We start from the raw sequence: 16,270 nt of genomic DNA, 5'->3' as shown, positions 1-16,270 counted from the left end.
GGAGACAGCGTTGCGCCCGCTGTCATGGCGTGATCGCCCGTTACAACCCGGCGGCGGTTTGCGGCATGACACCCATTGCAGCGGCTATGGCCGTGCTGGTTTGTGCCTGCCGTATCTCGAATTGCGTCTTGGCGGCGTCGGCGTCGTATTTCCGCGCCTGCGCCCCGCGAACGGCTGCTTGCGACTGCGTGTCGAGCGTGTCGTTCTGGTATTTCTGCTGTTCGGCCTGCTGCTGCGCCTGCACCTGCCCGGCCTGCGCCTGCATGGCCTCCTGCTTGGCTTGCTCCATGAGGTCGATCAGCCGCTTCTTGTCGCGCAGGCTGCTCGCCTCGATCAGCACTTCCGGCGGAATCGGGACACCGGAGCTTGCCATCTTCGCCAGTTGGTCGAATTGCTCCTGTTGCAGCGTCACCATGTCCGGCGCGTCATCGATGATGATGTCCACGTCGATAGTGCCCACATTGTTCTCGATCTGCGGCATGAGTTGCAGCGTGTTTGGATCCAGCCCCCAGCCGCGATTGACGTTCAGCCCGACGAACTGCGGGGCCTCAAGCTCATCCGTGACCCGGACATAGCGTTCCTCGGTCCAGAACTGCTTGATCCGCGCCCACATCGCCCGGTAGCAACGCAGCGTCCAGTCGCGCAGGCTGTCGTAGATCGGCGCAAGCTCGGCCATGCCCGCATTCTGCTGCGCCATGATGGCCCGGCCCGATTGCTGGCCCCCAAGCTGGCCCAGAAGCGCAGCGTTCGGCCCGAGCTTATCGATGCTTTCCTTGCTCTCTTGCAGCAGTTGAAACTGCGCCTGCACCTGGTCCATCTGCGGGATGATTTCGAACGGCTTGGCACCCACTTGGGCGGCGCCCTCGATCATGTCCGGATCAATCTCGATCACCGCATCAGGGTCAGCCAGTTGCCGCTTGAGAATGCTGGCGTCCGTCGCACCCTTCACGACCGTCGCCTGCCGGGTAAGGGCCAGTTGCAGCAGCCGCTGACGACGTGCGTTCACCTCGTCCTGCATCGGGATAAGGCTTTCCACGATGCCAAAGCGGCGGTTCTCGCGGTCCACATATGCCGTCATCAAGATGATTGGGCATTCGGGCTTGCCGTCCTCGTCCAGATACGGGCTTTCGCCTTCGTAGAGGATGCCCCCGCCGGTGAAGATCGACAGATACCAGACGCCCTTCTGCTGGTAATACATCTGCGCCACTCGGACGCGCTTCTGCTTGGGGTCAGCCCATGAGAAGCCCGCCTTGTCGTCGGGCCGGTCGTTGTAGCTTTGCGGCACGCTGTCCATCGTGGCTTGCAGCACGTCATCCAGCGTGCCTTCGCCTTCATAGGTCGGACCGTAAAGCTCTTCGGCCTGGTCGAGCGTCTGCCAGCGCATCACGCCGAGGAATGTGGCGTCCGAGAAGTCCTTCTCCCGCGAATACGGGTCATAGAAGATGTCTTCCCAGCGCAGCCGGTTGACGACCACATCGAACTGCCCGCGCTTTTCCTCCACGACGACCTCAACGCCGCCGTATCCCTCCACCAGCAGGTTCTCGAATGCGCCCGACCGCTTGGCGTCAAACCTGGTCGTGTCATCGACATAGACCAGCGATTTGGTTGCCACATCCGCGGATTGTTCGTCCATCGGCGTGCGGGGGAACGCGCGCGGATCGGTGCGGCGCTGCTGCTCAATGCCGACCATCGCGTCAACCTTGCGCACGATAAGGTTGTTGACGATGGGGGGCATCTTCCGCTTTTTCATCTCAGCCATGCGAGCGGGGCTGATTTGGTCGCCGCTGTAATAGTCCCGCGCCTTCTCGGACTTCTGGCGGTCCTGCTCCGTCATGTCGGTTGCGCGCGTGACCATGTTTTTCAGCGTGGCGAGGTCATACATCACAGCATCCAATCATCATCGGCCTGCACGCGCTGCGGCCTGTAGTCTGGTGGGCGGGAAGGCTGCTGGACGGTATCGGGACGGCGCATCGGCTTGCGCACCGGCATTTCCTTGACGACGGCGTAGCCTATGGCGTCGTTCGGGTGGTCAAAACCGCCCTCTTTGTCTGGTTCGCCGTTGGTCGCATAAGCCTGCTGTTCCAGCGCGGCGGCCAGCGTCGGGCAGGCCCGCGAGTTCACCCAAAGCCGCCCTTGCGAAAAGCCATTGTTGACGCTGACGATGCGGTCACGCACCGCGGGGTTGCTGGCATCCACCACGACCTTGAAGCCTGCATCCTTGAGCAAGATCAGATCCGACCGGCTCGCATCGACGGTCTTGCGGCTCTTGCCCGAGGCGTCAGGGTAAATCCGTATGGCATGGCCGCTGTAGCGGTTGTGCAGAGCGTCGATCAGCGCCGGAGTATCCAGCACGCCCATCAGTTCCTCAACGGCGTGGTAGCCGTCCACGCGGCGCACCATGATGACGCTCGCCATCTGCCCGACGTTGAAGTCCTGACCGATGTAAAGCTGCTCGCCCTCGCGGATCGTCTCGTTGGATTCGCACCGGATGCGGTCGTAGCTGCTGTAGACCGAGCCGCTTGTGAGGTTGACGAACTGCCCATCGATATAGGCGTCGATCAGTTGCGCCGGGTAGCTGTCCCGAAGCTGGCGCACATAATCGGGGTTGTCGCGCATCAGCACCGTGTTGCTGTAGGTGCTGGCGCGGATGATTTCGTAGTCCGGCGTCTTGTTTGCCACCCATCGATCATAGGTGAACCGGAATCCCTCTGGCGTCGTGTAGACCGAGGCTCTGTTGATGCGGGCGAATGGCGCCTTGATGCGCTGACGATTCCGGCCAAGCACCTTGTTCCACGCTTCCCGCGCGTGTTCGGTCTTGAGCGTGTCCAATTCGTCCAGATGCGCCGAGAAGGTCTCAAACCCGACGATGCGGGCCGGCTCGTCCAGCGTGCGGAATATGAAATCGCCAATGCCTGGATGGCTGGTGTAGATCGCCTTGTCCTGCCCGTGCCACTTCCCGCGAATGCCAAGCTCGGACAGCTTCAACTCGATCCGCATTGCCGCGACCATGCGCACAAGGTCATAGGTCGGTGCGTAGACCCCGATCAGCGCGTCCGAGCCGTGGCACGCGTCCATGATGGCCTGAATGGCAAGCGTCTCGGTCTTTCCTGCGCCAAAGCCAGCAACGAATGCCCGGAAGATCGCGGGGCTAGTTAGGAAGTCCCGCTGCGGTTTCGTCACCCGGAATGTCGGCTTCATCCATCACCTCAAGCACGAAGCCAGTAAGCGGCGTCATCGTGCCGTCTGTGCTGCTGTGGTCGATTTCCTGGCGCGGCTTGCCGTATCCGCGGTCAAGCAGCACGTTGACTGCCGCGACCCGTGCGTTCGGCGGGGCTGCATCGTCCTTCATGATTTCCGCCAGCGTCCTGATGGCGTCCTCGGTGTGCTCCTGCGCCATCTCCGATAGGGTGCGCTTGTGCTCAATAGTCGCGCGGGCTTTTGCGCCAGCAGGACGACCGGCACCTGCGCGCTTGCCGCCATGCTTTGCGGTCATCTTGATTAATCCTTGATTATTTCGCCCTAGCGTGTGCAGCAGCCTGTGTTTCAGGGGTGCTGATGATGGTGGTGCTGCTGCACGCGGCAGGGCATGAAGAAACCCCGGTCCATTTCTGGCCGGGGCTGTCTGCGGAGCATGTCGCAGACCAATCTGGATGCTTGCGGCGATCAACCCGCACAGAGCCAGAGACAAGGTGAGCGCGGGATAGCTAAACGGTCCACATGGACGGTGGGCGCTTTGCCCAATCATTATCCGTCTACCCGCTTGCCCTTCGCACGTTTAGGCCACGGGTTCTTCCTTACGGGCTGCGATACCCGCCGAGCTCAGGTGGATTGCCGTGTAAAGGACGCACCGCATCGCTGTCGCCGGAATGGCCTCGTTCAGCGGCCTGTTAGTTCCTGCGGCAACCCACCAAAGCCCGGAATCGAAATGCCCAGCATCTGCCGGGCACACCATCTCGCGATCTTACATATGTGTAAATTGGAAATCACCCAACGTCAATGCCTTCTGCAATAACCGTCCCCTCATAGGACAGCCATGCGCGCTCTAACTTCTCGTCCCACCCTGGCTCTTTGTGAATGCTCCATCCCGTGTTTCGGATGATCCTTCTGTATTCCTCAATCCCGCAAACTCTCAAGTTTCTTTGCTTAGCCAGCTTTTGAATGACGGCATTGGCATCTCGACCGCTCACATGAAACCATTCTCCTTGGTGATGCAGGTCGAGATCCGTCATCGTCTTGTGAGCTTCCCATTCCAGTGAGACGACCGCCGCTGGCTTACCGAAGAACGCTCCAAAAACCCTGATCGGATGCGGATTGCCACATTGCATGTAATTGACCCGGCTCCATATCTCCTTCGCGCGTCCGACCTTCAGAATCGGGACCTCCAAAGAGCCAACCACATAGACACAATGCCAAGTGTAAGGGTCCGGGTTTCCTTCGTCTGCCTGAGCCTTAGAAAAATATGTTTCGACGCTTTTGTATCGCTGGTAGTGCTTTTCGCACAGGCCTAGCGCTCTCAGGCTATCGCCACACCGAGGATAACGGCACGCCCCTTCCATCATGCGTCACGCCCGCGATAGACCATACGCCTGCCCTTGATCCCGTCCGAGATGCAGCGCAGCGCGAGCAGCAGGCCCTCGGGATCAACACATCCCTCATCCCGCAGGATAACGCGCTTGGCCTCGCCCATTGCCCGCTTGTCGGTGTATCCAAGCCAGCCTTCCATCGTCATCAGCTCGGCTGTCGCCTTGCGCTGTTTTTCCTCGTCTGTGCGATAGTCCGGGGCCGGGGCGTCTGCGTTGGTGGTCATCTCGTCCACAGGGGCCAGGAGCCGCAGACAGACCGCGTGGCGGCGCGGCAGGCCCAATGCGGCGTCATGGGCAGTAACCACCCGGCGCATGTGGTTGATGGCCGTCCAGAGGTCTCTGCGCTCGTCGTCAGACATGATCTCGGAGCCGATGACGCGACCGGCATAGCATCCCCACCACGGGGCGCGCATCTCGCGAAGGTTGGCGGGGTTGATGCTCTTGCCCATCTGGATACACCTTGCCTTGAGGGTTTCGATATCGGGGGTTCTGGCTTGGCCCTTGCGTGTCGGCCTGCCGGACTTCTCGCGCTTGGGGGTAGGAGCGAGGTCGATGCTTTGGCGGGCGCGCTTGATACGCAGCCATTCGCCCTTGGTCTTGGCCGTTCCCATCAGGTGTCCCTCGCCAGTTGCTTCATCTTCTGTTTCGCGTCCCGCCGTTCATGACGCCGGGCGCGTTTGGCTTGCTCGCGTTCAGCGTCCCGTTTTTGCTTCGTGGGGCCGCTCTTGGCCTCTCGGCTACCTCGGGTTGGAAAATCAGCCAATGCCGCCTCCTTGGCTCGCTGCGGGGCTGGTTGGTGCCTTCCCCTCCCTCACGCATCGAGCAGCAGTGCATCCGCCTTCGCTGAGCCAAGGGCAGTCTTGGCAGAGAGGTGGTGGGGAGAGGTTCATGCGGACCTCCCCTGCCTTGTCGGCCTGCCGTCCATGCGGCGAATGCGCTTGTCCACGGCGGTCTTGGACAGTCCCAACGCGGCCGCGACAGCGGAGATGGACAGCCCGGCCTCACGCATCGCCGTAATGCGCTGATCAATCGACTTGCTGTCATCGGTCTTGCGCTTGGCTGATGCCATCAGGACGCGGGTTTTCCGAGCGCGCATGTAGCGGTTGCTCGTCTCGGCAGAGACGATGGGCTGCATCTCCCATTCAGGCTTGGCATGGGTGCGCGGCGGGCAAATCGTCGGCTGGTTGCTGGCGAGCCATGCGGATATGGCCGCGCGCTCTTGCGGGGTGATAGCGTCGTGGCGGGAGTCGTCGGGGTCGTAGAGGGTCATGCTGCGGCCTCCAGTGCTGCGACCATGGCGATCCGTTCACCGATCCACTCAGCGCAGTTGACCGCCCAGCTATTCCCCAGCGACTTGTAGCGCGGGCCGTCGGGGGCAGTCGGTTTGTTGCGCCAAGGGATGTTGGTGAAGTCGTCGGGAAAGCCTTGCAGTCGTTCACATTCAATTGGCGTCAGTCGGCGAACTGCCCACGGTGTGAAAGCGTGCAGGTTGCTGGCCTTTGCCATCGTCGGGCTAACTGGTTGCGGGATGCTGCGGTTTACGGCGCTGGTAATCTGGGCCAGATCAAACGCCACAGCCGCATGACCCCCGCCGTTCTGATGGCTGTTGTTGTGGCCCATGCTGCGCAACGTCGGGTGCGATCCGTCATCGGCGAATTGGACCTGCGTGCCCTTGCAATCGAACGCCACCGCCTGCGGAACCGCCTGCGCTTCCAACGTGTAGCTTGACCCATCCTGCTTGAACCCGGCGCCGCCCGGGCCTGCGTTGGGGTTTTCGCGGCTGGCCGATTCTTGGATCGCCACCGGAACGATTGGCGTCCCGCGCCCCGTTCCATCCTCGCTGGCATCGAAACCGTCGCCGCGCAGAGTATGGGCAACGAAAAGTCCGCAGCCGCCGTTGATGTGCTGGTTCTCCAAGCCCATCTTGTCGCCAAAATGGCTGTCCAGCGTCGGCGCGACTGTGGCGGGCCAGGCGGAAATCAGCCCGCCGTCACAGTCGAAATCGGTTCCGAGGCCGCCGCCTCCAAGGCTGCGCGCAGGGATAGTGGGAGCGATTTTCCCCGCTTCTCGGCGCGGCGCAGGATGCCCTGACAGGCTCTCGCGGTCAAAAAAAACCGCGGCGGCACGTCTCCAGTCTCCAAGATATCCGACAACCCACACACGACGGCGCCGTTGTGGGACAGCGAACGGGAAGCGGCGTGTTCTGGTGTGCTGAGCGTCAAGCACCCGGTAGGCGATCCCGTAGGCGTCACCGATCCCAGCGATGATCCCGCTGTTCGACCATCCGCCGGCAGGGACTTCGATGACCGTTCCCGAGAGGTCGCCCAGAAAGCGCGCAAAGTCTCGTCCGCCGTTGCTGGACAGGACGCCGGGGACGTTCTCCCAAACCAGCCAGTCGGGCCGATAGCGTGCAGCGATTTCAACAAATGTGAGGGTGAGTTGCCCTCTTGCACCAGCCATTCCGAGGCGCTGTCCGGCGACGGAGTAATCCTGGCAGGGGGTTCCGCCGCAGAGAACATCGATAGCTGCATCTGGCCATTCCTCGAATTTGGTCATGTCGCCCCAGTTCGGGACTTGCGGGTAATGGTGCTGGAGAACGGCGCAGGGGAACGGCTCGATCTCGCTGAACGCGACCGGTGTCCATCCGAGCGGATGCCAAGCCTGCGTTGCCGCTTCGATCCCCGAGCAGACGCTGAGGTATCTCATACTGCCCCCTTGCGGATGGCGTGGGTGGTGGGGCGGGTCAGAACGGAACCTCCTCAAATTCGGGAAATTCAACCGGAGGAGCCTTCTTGATCCCGACGAGATTGGAATCGGGGAACTGGTCCTTCACGGCGGCGAACAAGTTCTTGTCGAGATGGTTCAGCGCGATTGCGACCTCGCGCATGGTGTAGATGCGCCGGCCCTTGAAATGATCGCCAAGGGTCTTGTGATCCTTGCCTTCACGCATCACGGCAAAGACCCGTCCTTCATATTCGTATTCCCAGACCTCTGCCGGTTTCGGCTTATGCCCGTGCGCGATGGCTTCGGCTTCCATAGCGGCCAGTCCGCGAATGCAGACGCCGACGCGGGCTTTGATCTCTTCGGGGTTTCCCTCCGAGATTGCCGCGTTCAGCTTCGCCATGGCGCTGCCCCATTTCTCGGCCATGTCGACCGACACCAACTCGGGGAGCCGATTGACCCCCCACTTCTCCTCGGAGGCGTTCATCGCGTGATCGAAGGGGGCCAGCATCATGTCGCACCTGATTTCGAGGGCCGAAGCATCGGGACAAAGCAAGCGGTCGGATTTGTTCTGACGGCGGGGGCGTGGGCGTGGATCAGAGGCCATGAAAAGACCCCCGAAGCTCTGTCCCGTCCCGCCCTGTCCCGGTGGGGACAGATCTAAAGATCTGTCCCACCTTCCGAGGTGTCAGGTTTGTCCCGGTGATTGTCCCGGCTTTGTCCCGGTTTTTATTTAATGATTTCCATCCATTACAGATTTTTGTCCCAAGCGGGACAAGCGCGGGACAAGCGGGACAAAAAGCGGGACAAGGGACAGCGTTTGTCCCGCTTTTTGTCCCGCTTTTTTGAGGGTGATTTGAGGCGTTCAGCACGGCTTCATTCCTCGGTTTCTACGGGCTGGGGCTTGCCGCCGCCGATCTCTTCGACGGCGCGTTCACCCTTCTTGGTGAGTTCCCAGCGGTTGCGGAATTTCTTGATCAGGCCCTGCTCTGCCAGCCGGTCGATCAGGCGTGACATGGCGCCCATGGAGGGCACGCCGATCACATCGCTATGCGCGCGGACCGTGTAGTCAGGGTTCGCCTCCAGACTAAGCAGGAAGGCATCTTCGCGGCTAAGCTGGTCACGCGCGATCTGAATGGCGCGCATTTCCATGAGCGGCTTGGCAAGGACGGTGGGCATTCTGCGACCCTTCGCGTCCTTCAGCTTATCGCTCTCACGCTTCTCCAGTTCGAAGCGTAGGGCCTCGAACTCTGCGCCGCGGAACTTCCCCTGCCAGTGAAGTTTGATGACCCCTGCATCGTTCCAGAGCGTCAGGTTGCCGTCGACCTCGTTCAGCAGTGAAGATCCGCCCTTAGGCGTGAGGTTATCTCGCGCCGCGTTCTTGACAGGGTGCGCAGGCATCACGACGGCCGGCTTTCCGGGGAACTGCGTGACTTTTCGGACCACGCGGGCGAAGTCGAGAGCTTGGGCGTTGCTGTTCTCGTCGTCCCCATCGAAGTAGGCGGCGAATGTGTCGATCACGACCATGACGAGATTGTTCAGCTTCGCGGCTTCCTCGCGCAGACGCTCCATATCGGCGCGAATAGAAAATGTTCCGGGGATGAAATGCAGGCGGCACTTGTCCGGCTGGATTCCGTAAAACTCCAGCGTAGCAATGACGCGGGCGCGAACATCGTCAGGGTTCTCCCCTGCCAGGAATATCACGTCTCCATGTTCGACCTCGGCATCGCCGAAGTTCATGCCCATCGAGATAGCGGCAGATGCGTAGAGCATCACCGCAGTCTTGCCGCTGCCGGTCGGAGCGGTGAGGGTGTAGAGGCAACCGCGTCGGATGATGCCGTCGATGATATATTCCGGCGACACAAAGTCAGCCGTGAAGGATGCGGCCGACTGAATGCGCCAGGGGTCGACGTGGGGCGCTGGGGCATCAATTGACGGCGCAGGGGCATGATCGAAGTTCGGAACGAAATCGCGCTGCCCTGCCCCCTCGAACTTGGGATTAACCCGTGTCCTGTCGATCATGCCCTGCACTTCGCGGTGGGTCTGGTCGACGGTGAATCCCGGCAGGGTCAGGCGTTCCGTGAGAGCGAGGATTTCGCCATCCTGCAAGCCGGCGCGAACGTAGCTGCCGACGAGACGGAATACTTCAATATTCCACAGATCCCCGGACAGCGCTCGAATGCGCGCCGCTTCACGGTCCATGGCCTGAGGGCCTGTGTCGATGTGCAGGCCGGACGCTTGTTGCGCCAGCTGGGAAAGCGAGGGGCCGGGGCCAAAGGCACGCAGCATCTGTTCGAAGCTAACTGGATCTCGGTCGTCTTCGTATTCCGTGCGCATCGTAGCCAATTCGGGCACGCGCCCTTTGGCTGCCTTCTTATCGGTTGGCCAGTTGATCGTGCCGGGCAGGCGCATGATGCGCGAGGGGTTGACCACTGTCGGGTCGGTCGACAGGCGCGCAGCGATGGCTTTCTGGATGCCGGTCCATGCAGCCAAATTCATGACCCAATCTTCAGTTCGCCAGTAGATGTGAGGTCGCGGCGACGGGACGCGACCTGTCATAACCGCCATGGTGTATTTCGGGCCGGCGAAGTTGCGGATCGAATTGGCGGCTTCTTCGTCGTCGCCGTCAGCCCAGAAGTAATGAGAGGCAACGATATCTTCGTCTTTGGCGGACCGGTTTTCCGCCCCCGCGCGAACTGGGTTCACGACGATGTAGCAGTTCAGCCCATATTTGTTCATCTCGGCGGCGTGCTCCGCGAGATCGGCCATTCCGCTCGACGTCGGGTTGAAACGCGCGATCTGCGGCGTTTTTTCGGGGAACAGGCATCGAAGCTCAAGAACGGCCGGCTCGGGGAGTTCGTCCCAGCCGCTCGTGATCTCCGACAGGAAGGCCGTGATGGTTTGCTTATCTGCCTGTAGATTTACTTCGGGCACCATCACGGCTCCTGGGATTAGTCTTCAATCAGGGAAAGGTCTTCTGTCGGCTTCGGAATCCAGCCGAGGTGGCGGCTGCAACTGGCACAGCGGACACCGTTGTTGTGCGGCCCCTTGGGCGGGGTCAGGACGCCCATGTCACCTCCGCACCTGCGGCAAGGGCGCAGGGCGGGGGTCGACCCGTCCAAGCGGATCAGGTCGACCTCCATGTCAGAACTCGGCATCCGAGGGCGCCGACGCCGACGCAGCAGCTTGAACCGACTGCTGCTGTTCCTGCGCCGTTTCGACAGCGATGCCAGCGGCAGCGCCTTCTTTCAGGCAGTCGGGGCGGTCGACCCATTTGACGACTTCAAGAACAGGCTCCACGGTGCTGCCGCGCTGGAACTTGACGCTCTTGGTCCCGGTCATGCGGACCAAGGGCAGTTTCCCGGCGGGCTGCTGTTGCAGCGCCGGGACCAGAGCGACGAAAGCATTCCATGCCCCTGCCCCGGACTGATCCCACGACGCCGTGGCGCCGCCGCCGACTGCGCAGCGGATCTTGAAGCCCTTCTTGTATTCTTCACCTGGCTTCGCCACGAATTGCGAGAGGCTGGGGTTCATCACCCACTGCGCCGCCTGCCCCGGCAGGCCGGAGATGAAGCACCACCCGGTCTGCATGTTGTCGATATCCATGACCACGCCATTATCGGCGAAACCTTTGAAGTCGACGGTCCCCGCACTGTCGCGGATCGTGAATTTCTCTTTTTGGGCGCCCCAGTTGATCCACGGACCTTGGGAGGTTGCGCCAGCGTCGAATGAGGAAAATGCGTTCATCTTGTTGCCTTGTCGTTATGCCCTTCCGGGCCTTGGAATGCCGGGAACCGCCCGGCACGGATCACGGCTCAGAGGCCGTAGATTTCCGACAGCAGCGGCTCTGCGCCGCGCCAGTAGAAAGACGCCCCATTCACGGGGATGATCTGCCGCGCCGTTTCGGCGTCTGGGCAGGTGCGAAGGAATGCTTCGAGCCGCGCGATGTGGGTTTTTGCGCGCGCCAGCACGTCGACCGGATCTCCGTCCTCCAGCCACGTCGCCTTCTTGCTGGAGACGTAGAGGAAGCGGACGGCGTGATTGCCCTTCGCGCGGTGATAGATCGCGCGCTGCAACTGATGGTCGACGGACATTGACGAGGGGATGCGCGAGGTGGTCTTGAGGTCGACCACCAGCCCGTGCTGGGGATAGACCAGATCGAGGAATCCCCAAATCGGGATAGACCAATCGCCAAAGTTCGCGTTGATGCTGATCTTCTCTTGGTCGATCCCGGCCTCGAATTCCGGCTTCCCGAACTGTTGAAGCTCTCCGATCGCAATCTCAGTCATGGGGCGGATCAGCGCCCGCTCCTTTGTGCTTTCCTCGGTGCCGATTAGCCAGCGCCGGTCGAACTGCCGTTCGGCGTTCTTAACCGAGGCGTCGACGGTTTCACCAAGCAGGACCGAGACTACCGCGGTCTCGACGGCCTGACCTCTCGCCGGTGCCGGACCCATGGGCGTCGACTTCTTCAGCAGATACTTGGCGACCCAGACATCCGGCGCATTGATCCACAGGTTGATGGACGACGCGGAAAGGTGATCGATTTCGAACCGTTCAAAGCCGTTCATGCCGCCGCCCTCTTGGCGAAGCTCAGGCCATACCAGGCGAGCATTGCGGCTTCGGCCCGGCCGTCGAACTTGGCCAGCTTCCACTGGTCCGCGCAGTCGGGAAAAAACTCGGAGGCGCGACGGCGCGCGGCGTTCTTGTCAGCCGGCACGTTCAGCGCGGCTTTCCAGATATTTGGCCGCACGGTCTGCACCGGGATCGATCGCCATGTCAGCGCGCCTTTCAGCACACCGAAGCTCTCGAACATCGCACCGACCGAGGTGCGCGACATCTGCGGCCCGGCGTAGATCTGTTCGAGAATGCAGACGCGAACCTCTGGGAGCGCCGCGATCAGGTCGTGCAGTTCCGGGGTGCTGGCTGGCATGTCGTGGGTGACGACTTGCAGCGTGTCGCTGTCCAGAATGGCCAGAGCGCCCTTGCGGCCGGGATCGATGCCAAGGAGGTTCATGCCGCGTCCCTCTGGCGGCGCTCGATCTCGTCATTCAAAAACTTTTGGAGCGAGGTCAGGCGCGTAGCGGTGAAGTGGGGCAGGAATGCCAGCCCCACGCAGAACATGATCACCCCGGTTACGAGGGTCTTGATCATCGAGAGGGCCAGGATCATCCCCTGCCCTCCATGAAATCCATGAAGCGGCGGCCCGCGAGTGCGACCACATCGCCAGATGGGCGGTTGGCTCCGTTCCACCAGTTCAGCGCGGTCTGGAATGTCACGCCGAACGCAACCGAGACTTCCTCGGGATTGCGATAGTTGGCGCGGATGAAGTCCGACCAGAAGGTGGCGAACCGGGCACGAAAGGTGCGCGGTTCAAAAACTTTGGGCAAAGACATTTGAGTTGATCCTGTGTTGGTGTGTCCTTGTGCGAAGGAACGACCAACAGTTTGGCGAGGGGGCGCGGCGTGAATGTTCATGCTGCGCCCTCTGCCGCCTTCGGCGACCGACGAGCGGCCGCCAGTTCCTCAAGAGTCAGCATCTTGCCGCGACGTTCCGCGGCAGCGATCAGGTCGAAATCATAGTCGGACGGGATGCGTCCGCGGTGCTTCCACGCGGCCACGGTCGGATACGGTTTGCCGAGATCTTCGGCCAGTTCCGCAAGGGTCGGCCAGATGTGCGAGATATGCTCCATGCATATATTTATGCGTTATGCATTTTCGCACGTCAATGCCCAATGCATAATTTTATTCGCTAAGAAGAAGGCATGCAGACGCCACACAGCAGACTCAAGGAAGCCCGCCTCCGCGCTGGCTATAAGACGGCGACAGCCGGAGCGACCCGCGCGGCCGTTCCCTATGGCACTTATTCAGCCCACGAGAACGGCCATCGAGGTTTCGGACCGGAAGAGGCAGCCCACTATGGCAAAGTCTTCAATGTTCGTCGGGAATGGCTGTTGTATGGGGATCTGGGCCCGGAACCGATTGTCGAGACCGACGATCCGCAGCCTCCGCTACCTCCAGTAGTGAAGGCCATAACGGAGAACCTGGACGGGCTAAACGAAGCAGAGCAGCGGACGATAGCAGACATTGTAAGGCGGCAGCGCGATCTTTTCCGCCCGGAAGACAAGTGATGCGCGATAACAGCCGCGCCACCTCCTGCAAGTCCTCATCCCATGGGTCTTCCCCGTTGTTCGCATCCATCTCACTCCCCCCGGTGTGTTTTCCCACGCTAGGCAAATATCTGCCCAAGTGTCCAGCACCACATGTTCACGACTCGTTCTCGTTAACCACGATGGGGTGACGCAACGTCAAGATGTTGTTGCAGGGCATTTTACACGGTTTGCGGGAACATGGCTGAAAGGATAGGCAGTGGATCGGAGTACCGAGGACGCCGAGCAAATCGCCATCGCGGCGCGGATTGTGCTGGGCCTGCTGAGGCTCCAGACGCAGACGCAGGGCACGGTTCCGATGGAGGATTTGCCGGGCTTCCTGCTGATGGCAGCGGACGAGCGGGACCGTCAAGGGGACTTCGGCGCGGGGCGAATGCTGAATGATTGGGCGGATATGTTGAGGGATTGGGAGTGAGTAAGGGGTGAAACCGCCGTTGGACAGACAGAAGATCAAGAAATGTTTTCTCAAGGTCGCTGGCGTTTCCGGTGGCGTGTTCCTAAGTTTACTATCAGCAGCAGAAGTGATCGAAAAGAAGTTGACCTTTCTGCCGCTAGGCGCATGGCTTATAGGTGGCCCGATCATCGCCGGATGGTGGGCTTACGAGATGTTCTGCGCAGGAGGTGAAGATGAATAGCACTGAAAAGGCTGTGTGCGCCCTCTGCTTTCTGATTGGAGTGGTGCTGCCGATGGGACTTCTCGCGTTGGGGGTCATCCTGGCTTGGCTTGCTGAGACCCCGTTCGCTGAGATGCTATCCGCAGCAATGATCGTGCTGTCGATGATTGTGTTCTTGCTGACAGCCGCTGCCGCTCGTCTGATGAACAGGCATTCTGGCGCGCACTAGATAACGACCAGACCAGCCCCGCCAAGCCCCGCTTCGGCGGGGCTTTTCATTAGCCCCCCTATCAGCCCTGATAGACGAGAACCGCCCCGCCCCGTGCGGGGCTTTTTCATGCCCCCAAAGCGAAGCGGCGGAGAACCTCCCCGCCGCTACTTTCAGTGCTTTCCGCCTAATCTGTCATAGCCCTTCATCCGGGCTTCTTCGGCGATGACACGAGCTTCTTCAGCATCCATTTCACTAACGGCCTTTTTGAAGGCAGCGTTCACACGCTTGTCGTCCAAGCCATTGACAGCGTTTAGAAGCATCTGGTGCTCGGTTTGCGGGAGCTTCCGTTCGTGGCCCATTGCAGGCCCTCCATGACACCGGGCAACGATTTTTGCCCAGATGAAGCCTTCTAACACATGCGCGCGGAAATAGCCCGGTAATTCTCGACCAATTCAGGCGAGTTTTCTGGAGAGGCACGCTTCCCGCACCGACCGACTCGGCGGGGCGCTGGCACCGGCAGGGTAGCACGGGCGAATCGGCTATGCATAGCGATGCATATTTTTATGCGTTACGCATTGACAGAAGTTATGCGAATCGCATAATCTTACCTCACAGGGCGAGACACACGATCCGCCCTCCCGAGATGGAGCAACCCATGTCATATCGCGTCGAAACCGCCATCTGCGCCGCTTGCTGGCTCGGCATGGCCTGCCTGATCGTTTGGACTTGGATCAACAACGCCGAAGCGATGATCGAAGCCCTGACCGGCCGTCCCTTCGAATGCCTCCAGCTGACCCCCGACGAGTGTGTCGCCCGCATGGAGGCATGGTGATGGACTATCACACCGCCACGCTCACCCTGGACGTCGCCGAGGGCTACAGCGAATGCGAAGCGACCTTTGAGGTCGATGCCCTCTGGTCGCGTCATCGCGACCGCCACGGCATGCGCCGCGTCGATCACGTCAACGGCGTCTCCCTCGAAAGCTGGACCTTCGACGGGCGCCAGCAGAACCGAGCCACCGCGGTTGCCCTGATCGGCGAAGCCGAGGTTGAGCGCCAGGAAGATCTGGCGCGCACGGCTTGGCTCGAAACTGCCGAGCAAGACGATGCGGACGGCTACGCCGATTACCAGCGCGATCAGCGCGTGGCCTACGCGGCGGAATGAAATACCCGGCCGGTGCTCCTCCCCATGTCCTGCGCGCCGGCCCACCTCGCCCCTGCGGTCTGTTCCCTTGGCCGCGGGGGCCTTTTCCAGAAATTCGCTGGTTCTAACCGGCCCACAAGGAGGCTGACAGCATGATCAAGACGCATCATCACCGCGAGCCGCCGACCTGCCGCGAGATCGGGCGCAGCACCATCGCGAGATACCCCGGCGACCCGCTGCCCGCGTGGCTGGGCGGCGATACCCGCGTGCCGATCCGCTTCATCCGCAGCGCGCAACACGTCCCCGTGCACGTCTTCGGCGAAACCCCCACCCTTCCAGATTACGAGGAACGGACATGAGCGAGAAAGACCCAGCCGAGATTTTCGGCGATGCCCTGTGTGATGGGCTGGCGGCGGTGGTCGACACCGACCGTTACAAGAAAGCCAAGCAGGCGTTCCTGGATTCGATGTGGGATGACCTGCAATACAGCATCATCGACAATATGCCAGAAGCACTGGAAATGCTGGTGCGTGACATGGCCGATCGCGCGGTCAACGCGATGCTGCAAGGTCAGCCCGACGAGGTGCGCCGCTATCTGAAACTGGATGGATGGACGGGGCGAGACCGTGACCATCCAGTAATTCACGGCACTCTGCTTGTCCCCCAGACGATGGAACTGCGAGCAAAAGTGGCGAAAGCAAACGAGGCGTTGCTGCGTGACGAACGCATTCTGGACTTGGAGGATCAGGTTGCCGCGCTGGTCAAATCCGTCGCCAGCAAAGACCTCGAAATCGAGAGGCTTCGCGACCGAGTTTCAGGGAGCGCGTTCTGA

General features: G+C 61.1%; 24 protein-coding genes. 8 read left to right on the top strand and 16 right to left on the bottom strand.

Features of this window, described 5'->3' with window-relative positions:
* Nucleotides 1–40: 40 nt before the first annotated feature.
* From RM190_RS04910 to RM190_RS04840, 15 genes are all read right to left on the bottom strand, one after another.
* The gene (locus RM190_RS04910; protein ID WP_311758291.1) at nucleotides 41–1,882 is read right to left on the bottom strand and encodes a portal protein; all 1,842 of its coding nucleotides are present in this window, start codon (nucleotides 1,880–1,882) and stop codon (nucleotides 41–43) included.
* On the bottom strand, nucleotides 1,882–3,180 hold the full coding sequence (locus RM190_RS04905; protein WP_311758290.1) for a phage terminase large subunit family protein: 1,299 nt from the start codon (nucleotides 3,178–3,180) through the stop codon (nucleotides 1,882–1,884). The genes RM190_RS04910 and RM190_RS04905 overlap by 1 nt, the downstream gene beginning before the upstream one ends.
* Nucleotides 3,149–3,493 (bottom strand): hypothetical protein, encoded by a 345-nt coding sequence (locus tag RM190_RS04900; protein WP_311758289.1) that lies wholly within the window; start codon nucleotides 3,491–3,493, stop codon nucleotides 3,149–3,151. The genes RM190_RS04905 and RM190_RS04900 overlap by 32 nt, the downstream gene beginning before the upstream one ends.
* Nucleotides 3,494–3,983: 490 nt before the next feature.
* On the bottom strand, nucleotides 3,984–4,559 hold the full coding sequence (locus RM190_RS04895; protein ID WP_311758288.1) for a GIY-YIG nuclease family protein: 576 nt from the start codon (nucleotides 4,557–4,559) through the stop codon (nucleotides 3,984–3,986).
* Entirely contained in the window at nucleotides 4,556–5,194 is a 639-nt protein-coding gene (locus RM190_RS04890; RefSeq protein ID WP_311758287.1) for a hypothetical protein, read from the bottom strand. Before RM190_RS04890 ends, RM190_RS04895 begins: the two co-directional genes overlap by 4 nt.
* A gap of 275 nt (nucleotides 5,195–5,469) precedes the next feature.
* Nucleotides 5,470–5,853, bottom strand: coding sequence for a hypothetical protein (locus tag RM190_RS04885; protein WP_311758286.1), 384 nt, complete (start codon nucleotides 5,851–5,853; stop codon nucleotides 5,470–5,472).
* A complete protein-coding gene (locus tag RM190_RS04880) occupies nucleotides 5,850–7,289 on the bottom strand; it encodes a DNA cytosine methyltransferase (RefSeq protein WP_311758285.1) in 1,440 nt (479 codons plus the stop codon). Before RM190_RS04880 ends, RM190_RS04885 begins: the two co-directional genes overlap by 4 nt.
* A gap of 37 nt (nucleotides 7,290–7,326) precedes the next feature.
* On the bottom strand, nucleotides 7,327–7,818 hold the full coding sequence (locus RM190_RS04875; RefSeq protein WP_311758284.1) for a hypothetical protein: 492 nt from the start codon (nucleotides 7,816–7,818) through the stop codon (nucleotides 7,327–7,329).
* 362 nt (nucleotides 7,819–8,180) lie between these two features.
* On the bottom strand, nucleotides 8,181–10,241 hold the full coding sequence (locus RM190_RS04870; protein ID WP_311758283.1) for an AAA family ATPase: 2,061 nt from the start codon (nucleotides 10,239–10,241) through the stop codon (nucleotides 8,181–8,183).
* A gap of 207 nt (nucleotides 10,242–10,448) precedes the next feature.
* Nucleotides 10,449–11,051: a hypothetical protein gene (locus RM190_RS04865; RefSeq protein ID WP_311758282.1), complete on the bottom strand. Its 603-nt coding sequence runs from the start codon at nucleotides 11,049–11,051 to the stop codon at nucleotides 10,449–10,451.
* 68 nt (nucleotides 11,052–11,119) lie between these two features.
* Nucleotides 11,120–11,872 carry a PD-(D/E)XK nuclease family protein gene (locus RM190_RS04860; protein ID WP_311758281.1) on the bottom strand — a complete coding sequence of 251 codons (753 nt, stop codon included), beginning with the start codon at nucleotides 11,870–11,872 and terminating at the stop codon, nucleotides 11,120–11,122.
* The gene (locus RM190_RS04855; protein WP_311758280.1) at nucleotides 11,869–12,318 is read right to left on the bottom strand and encodes a hypothetical protein; all 450 of its coding nucleotides are present in this window, start codon (nucleotides 12,316–12,318) and stop codon (nucleotides 11,869–11,871) included. The genes RM190_RS04860 and RM190_RS04855 overlap by 4 nt, the downstream gene beginning before the upstream one ends.
* Nucleotides 12,315–12,473, bottom strand: a complete 159-nt coding sequence (locus tag RM190_RS04850) for a hypothetical protein (RefSeq protein ID WP_311758279.1) — start codon at nucleotides 12,471–12,473, stop codon at nucleotides 12,315–12,317. Before RM190_RS04850 ends, RM190_RS04855 begins: the two co-directional genes overlap by 4 nt.
* Complete coding sequence (locus RM190_RS04845; RefSeq protein ID WP_311758278.1) at nucleotides 12,470–12,697, bottom strand: hypothetical protein; 228 nt, start codon at nucleotides 12,695–12,697, stop codon at nucleotides 12,470–12,472. The genes RM190_RS04850 and RM190_RS04845 overlap by 4 nt, the downstream gene beginning before the upstream one ends.
* 77 nt (nucleotides 12,698–12,774) lie before the next feature.
* Complete coding sequence (locus RM190_RS04840; protein WP_311758277.1) at nucleotides 12,775–12,993, bottom strand: hypothetical protein; 219 nt, start codon at nucleotides 12,991–12,993, stop codon at nucleotides 12,775–12,777.
* 72 nt (nucleotides 12,994–13,065) lie between these two features.
* Between RM190_RS04840 and RM190_RS04835 the strand changes: the two genes are divergently transcribed.
* The 4 genes from RM190_RS04835 (at nucleotide 13,066) to RM190_RS04820 (ending at nucleotide 14,313) form a co-directional block, all read left to right on the top strand.
* A complete protein-coding gene (locus RM190_RS04835; RefSeq protein ID WP_311758276.1) occupies nucleotides 13,066–13,431 on the top strand; it encodes a hypothetical protein in 366 nt (121 codons plus the stop codon).
* A 238-nt stretch (nucleotides 13,432–13,669) separates the two neighbouring features.
* The gene (locus RM190_RS04830; protein WP_311758275.1) at nucleotides 13,670–13,885 is read left to right on the top strand and encodes a hypothetical protein; all 216 of its coding nucleotides are present in this window, start codon (nucleotides 13,670–13,672) and stop codon (nucleotides 13,883–13,885) included.
* A 19-nt stretch (nucleotides 13,886–13,904) separates the two neighbouring features.
* The gene (locus RM190_RS04825) at nucleotides 13,905–14,105 is read left to right on the top strand and encodes a hypothetical protein (RefSeq protein WP_311758274.1); all 201 of its coding nucleotides are present in this window, start codon (nucleotides 13,905–13,907) and stop codon (nucleotides 14,103–14,105) included.
* Entirely contained in the window at nucleotides 14,098–14,313 is a 216-nt protein-coding gene (locus RM190_RS04820) for a hypothetical protein (RefSeq protein ID WP_311758273.1), read from the top strand. Before RM190_RS04825 ends, RM190_RS04820 begins: the two co-directional genes overlap by 8 nt.
* 152 nt (nucleotides 14,314–14,465) lie before the next feature.
* On the opposite strand, the gene RM190_RS04815 is transcribed toward RM190_RS04820, so the two are convergent.
* Nucleotides 14,466–14,654, bottom strand: coding sequence for a hypothetical protein (locus RM190_RS04815; protein ID WP_311758272.1), 189 nt, complete (start codon nucleotides 14,652–14,654; stop codon nucleotides 14,466–14,468).
* A gap of 296 nt (nucleotides 14,655–14,950) precedes the next feature.
* Here RM190_RS04815 and RM190_RS04810 point away from each other — a divergent pair, with 296 nt between their 5' ends.
* The 4 genes from RM190_RS04810 (at nucleotide 14,951) to RM190_RS04795 (ending at nucleotide 16,270) form a co-directional block, all read left to right on the top strand.
* On the top strand, nucleotides 14,951–15,127 hold the full coding sequence (locus tag RM190_RS04810; protein WP_311758271.1) for a hypothetical protein: 177 nt from the start codon (nucleotides 14,951–14,953) through the stop codon (nucleotides 15,125–15,127).
* Nucleotides 15,127–15,459: a hypothetical protein gene (locus tag RM190_RS04805; RefSeq protein ID WP_311758270.1), complete on the top strand. Its 333-nt coding sequence runs from the start codon at nucleotides 15,127–15,129 to the stop codon at nucleotides 15,457–15,459. The genes RM190_RS04810 and RM190_RS04805 overlap by 1 nt, the downstream gene beginning before the upstream one ends.
* A gap of 131 nt (nucleotides 15,460–15,590) precedes the next feature.
* Nucleotides 15,591–15,797 carry a hypothetical protein gene (locus RM190_RS04800; RefSeq protein ID WP_311758269.1) on the top strand — a complete coding sequence of 69 codons (207 nt, stop codon included), beginning with the start codon at nucleotides 15,591–15,593 and terminating at the stop codon, nucleotides 15,795–15,797.
* Nucleotides 15,794–16,270 carry a hypothetical protein gene (locus tag RM190_RS04795; RefSeq protein WP_311758268.1) on the top strand — a complete coding sequence of 159 codons (477 nt, stop codon included), beginning with the start codon at nucleotides 15,794–15,796 and terminating at the stop codon, nucleotides 16,268–16,270. The genes RM190_RS04800 and RM190_RS04795 overlap by 4 nt, the downstream gene beginning before the upstream one ends.

It is taken from the genome of Paracoccus broussonetiae (assembly GCF_031854425.1).
Lineage (GTDB): Bacteria > Pseudomonadota > Alphaproteobacteria > Rhodobacterales > Rhodobacteraceae > Paracoccus > Paracoccus broussonetiae.
This window is presented reverse-complemented; position numbering and strand designations above follow the sequence as displayed.

Bases quoted from the DNA above. Each gene is read 5' to 3' on its own strand.
- RM190_RS04845 (WP_311758278.1), bottom strand. From the start codon at position 12,697: ATGTCTTTGCCCAAAGTTTTTGAACCGCGCACCTTTCGTGCCCGGTTC.
- RM190_RS04900 (WP_311758289.1), bottom strand. From the start codon at position 3,493: ATGACCGCAAAGCATGGCGGCAAGCGCGCAGGTGCCGGTCGTCCTGCT.
- RM190_RS04795 (WP_311758268.1), top strand. From the start codon at position 15,794: ATGAGCGAGAAAGACCCAGCCGAGATTTTCGGCGATGCCCTGTGTGAT.
- RM190_RS04910 (WP_311758291.1), bottom strand. From the start codon at position 1,882: ATGTATGACCTCGCCACGCTGAAAAACATGGTCACGCGCGCAACCGAC.
- RM190_RS04865 (WP_311758282.1), bottom strand. From the start codon at position 11,051: ATGAACGCATTTTCCTCATTCGACGCTGGCGCAACCTCCCAAGGTCCG.
- RM190_RS04800 (WP_311758269.1), top strand. From the start codon at position 15,591: ATGATCAAGACGCATCATCACCGCGAGCCGCCGACCTGCCGCGAGATC.
- RM190_RS04860 (WP_311758281.1), bottom strand. From the start codon at position 11,872: ATGAACGGCTTTGAACGGTTCGAAATCGATCACCTTTCCGCGTCGTCC.
- RM190_RS04820 (WP_311758273.1), top strand. From the start codon at position 14,098: ATGAATAGCACTGAAAAGGCTGTGTGCGCCCTCTGCTTTCTGATTGGA.
- RM190_RS04895 (WP_311758288.1), bottom strand. From the start codon at position 4,559: ATGATGGAAGGGGCGTGCCGTTATCCTCGGTGTGGCGATAGCCTGAGA.
- RM190_RS04815 (WP_311758272.1), bottom strand. From the start codon at position 14,654: ATGGGCCACGAACGGAAGCTCCCGCAAACCGAGCACCAGATGCTTCTA.
- RM190_RS04870 (WP_311758283.1), bottom strand. From the start codon at position 10,241: ATGGTGCCCGAAGTAAATCTACAGGCAGATAAGCAAACCATCACGGCC.
- RM190_RS04885 (WP_311758286.1), bottom strand. From the start codon at position 5,853: ATGACCCTCTACGACCCCGACGACTCCCGCCACGACGCTATCACCCCG.
- RM190_RS04850 (WP_311758279.1), bottom strand. From the start codon at position 12,473: ATGATCCTGGCCCTCTCGATGATCAAGACCCTCGTAACCGGGGTGATC.
- RM190_RS04835 (WP_311758276.1), top strand. From the start codon at position 13,066: ATGCAGACGCCACACAGCAGACTCAAGGAAGCCCGCCTCCGCGCTGGC.
- RM190_RS04875 (WP_311758284.1), bottom strand. From the start codon at position 7,818: ATGATGCTGGCCCCCTTCGATCACGCGATGAACGCCTCCGAGGAGAAG.
- RM190_RS04805 (WP_311758270.1), top strand. From the start codon at position 15,127: ATGGACTATCACACCGCCACGCTCACCCTGGACGTCGCCGAGGGCTAC.
- RM190_RS04855 (WP_311758280.1), bottom strand. From the start codon at position 12,318: ATGAACCTCCTTGGCATCGATCCCGGCCGCAAGGGCGCTCTGGCCATT.
- RM190_RS04890 (WP_311758287.1), bottom strand. From the start codon at position 5,194: ATGGGAACGGCCAAGACCAAGGGCGAATGGCTGCGTATCAAGCGCGCC.
- RM190_RS04840 (WP_311758277.1), bottom strand. From the start codon at position 12,993: ATGGAGCATATCTCGCACATCTGGCCGACCCTTGCGGAACTGGCCGAA.
- RM190_RS04810 (WP_311758271.1), top strand. From the start codon at position 14,951: ATGTCATATCGCGTCGAAACCGCCATCTGCGCCGCTTGCTGGCTCGGC.
- RM190_RS04880 (WP_311758285.1), bottom strand. From the start codon at position 7,289: ATGAGATACCTCAGCGTCTGCTCGGGGATCGAAGCGGCAACGCAGGCT.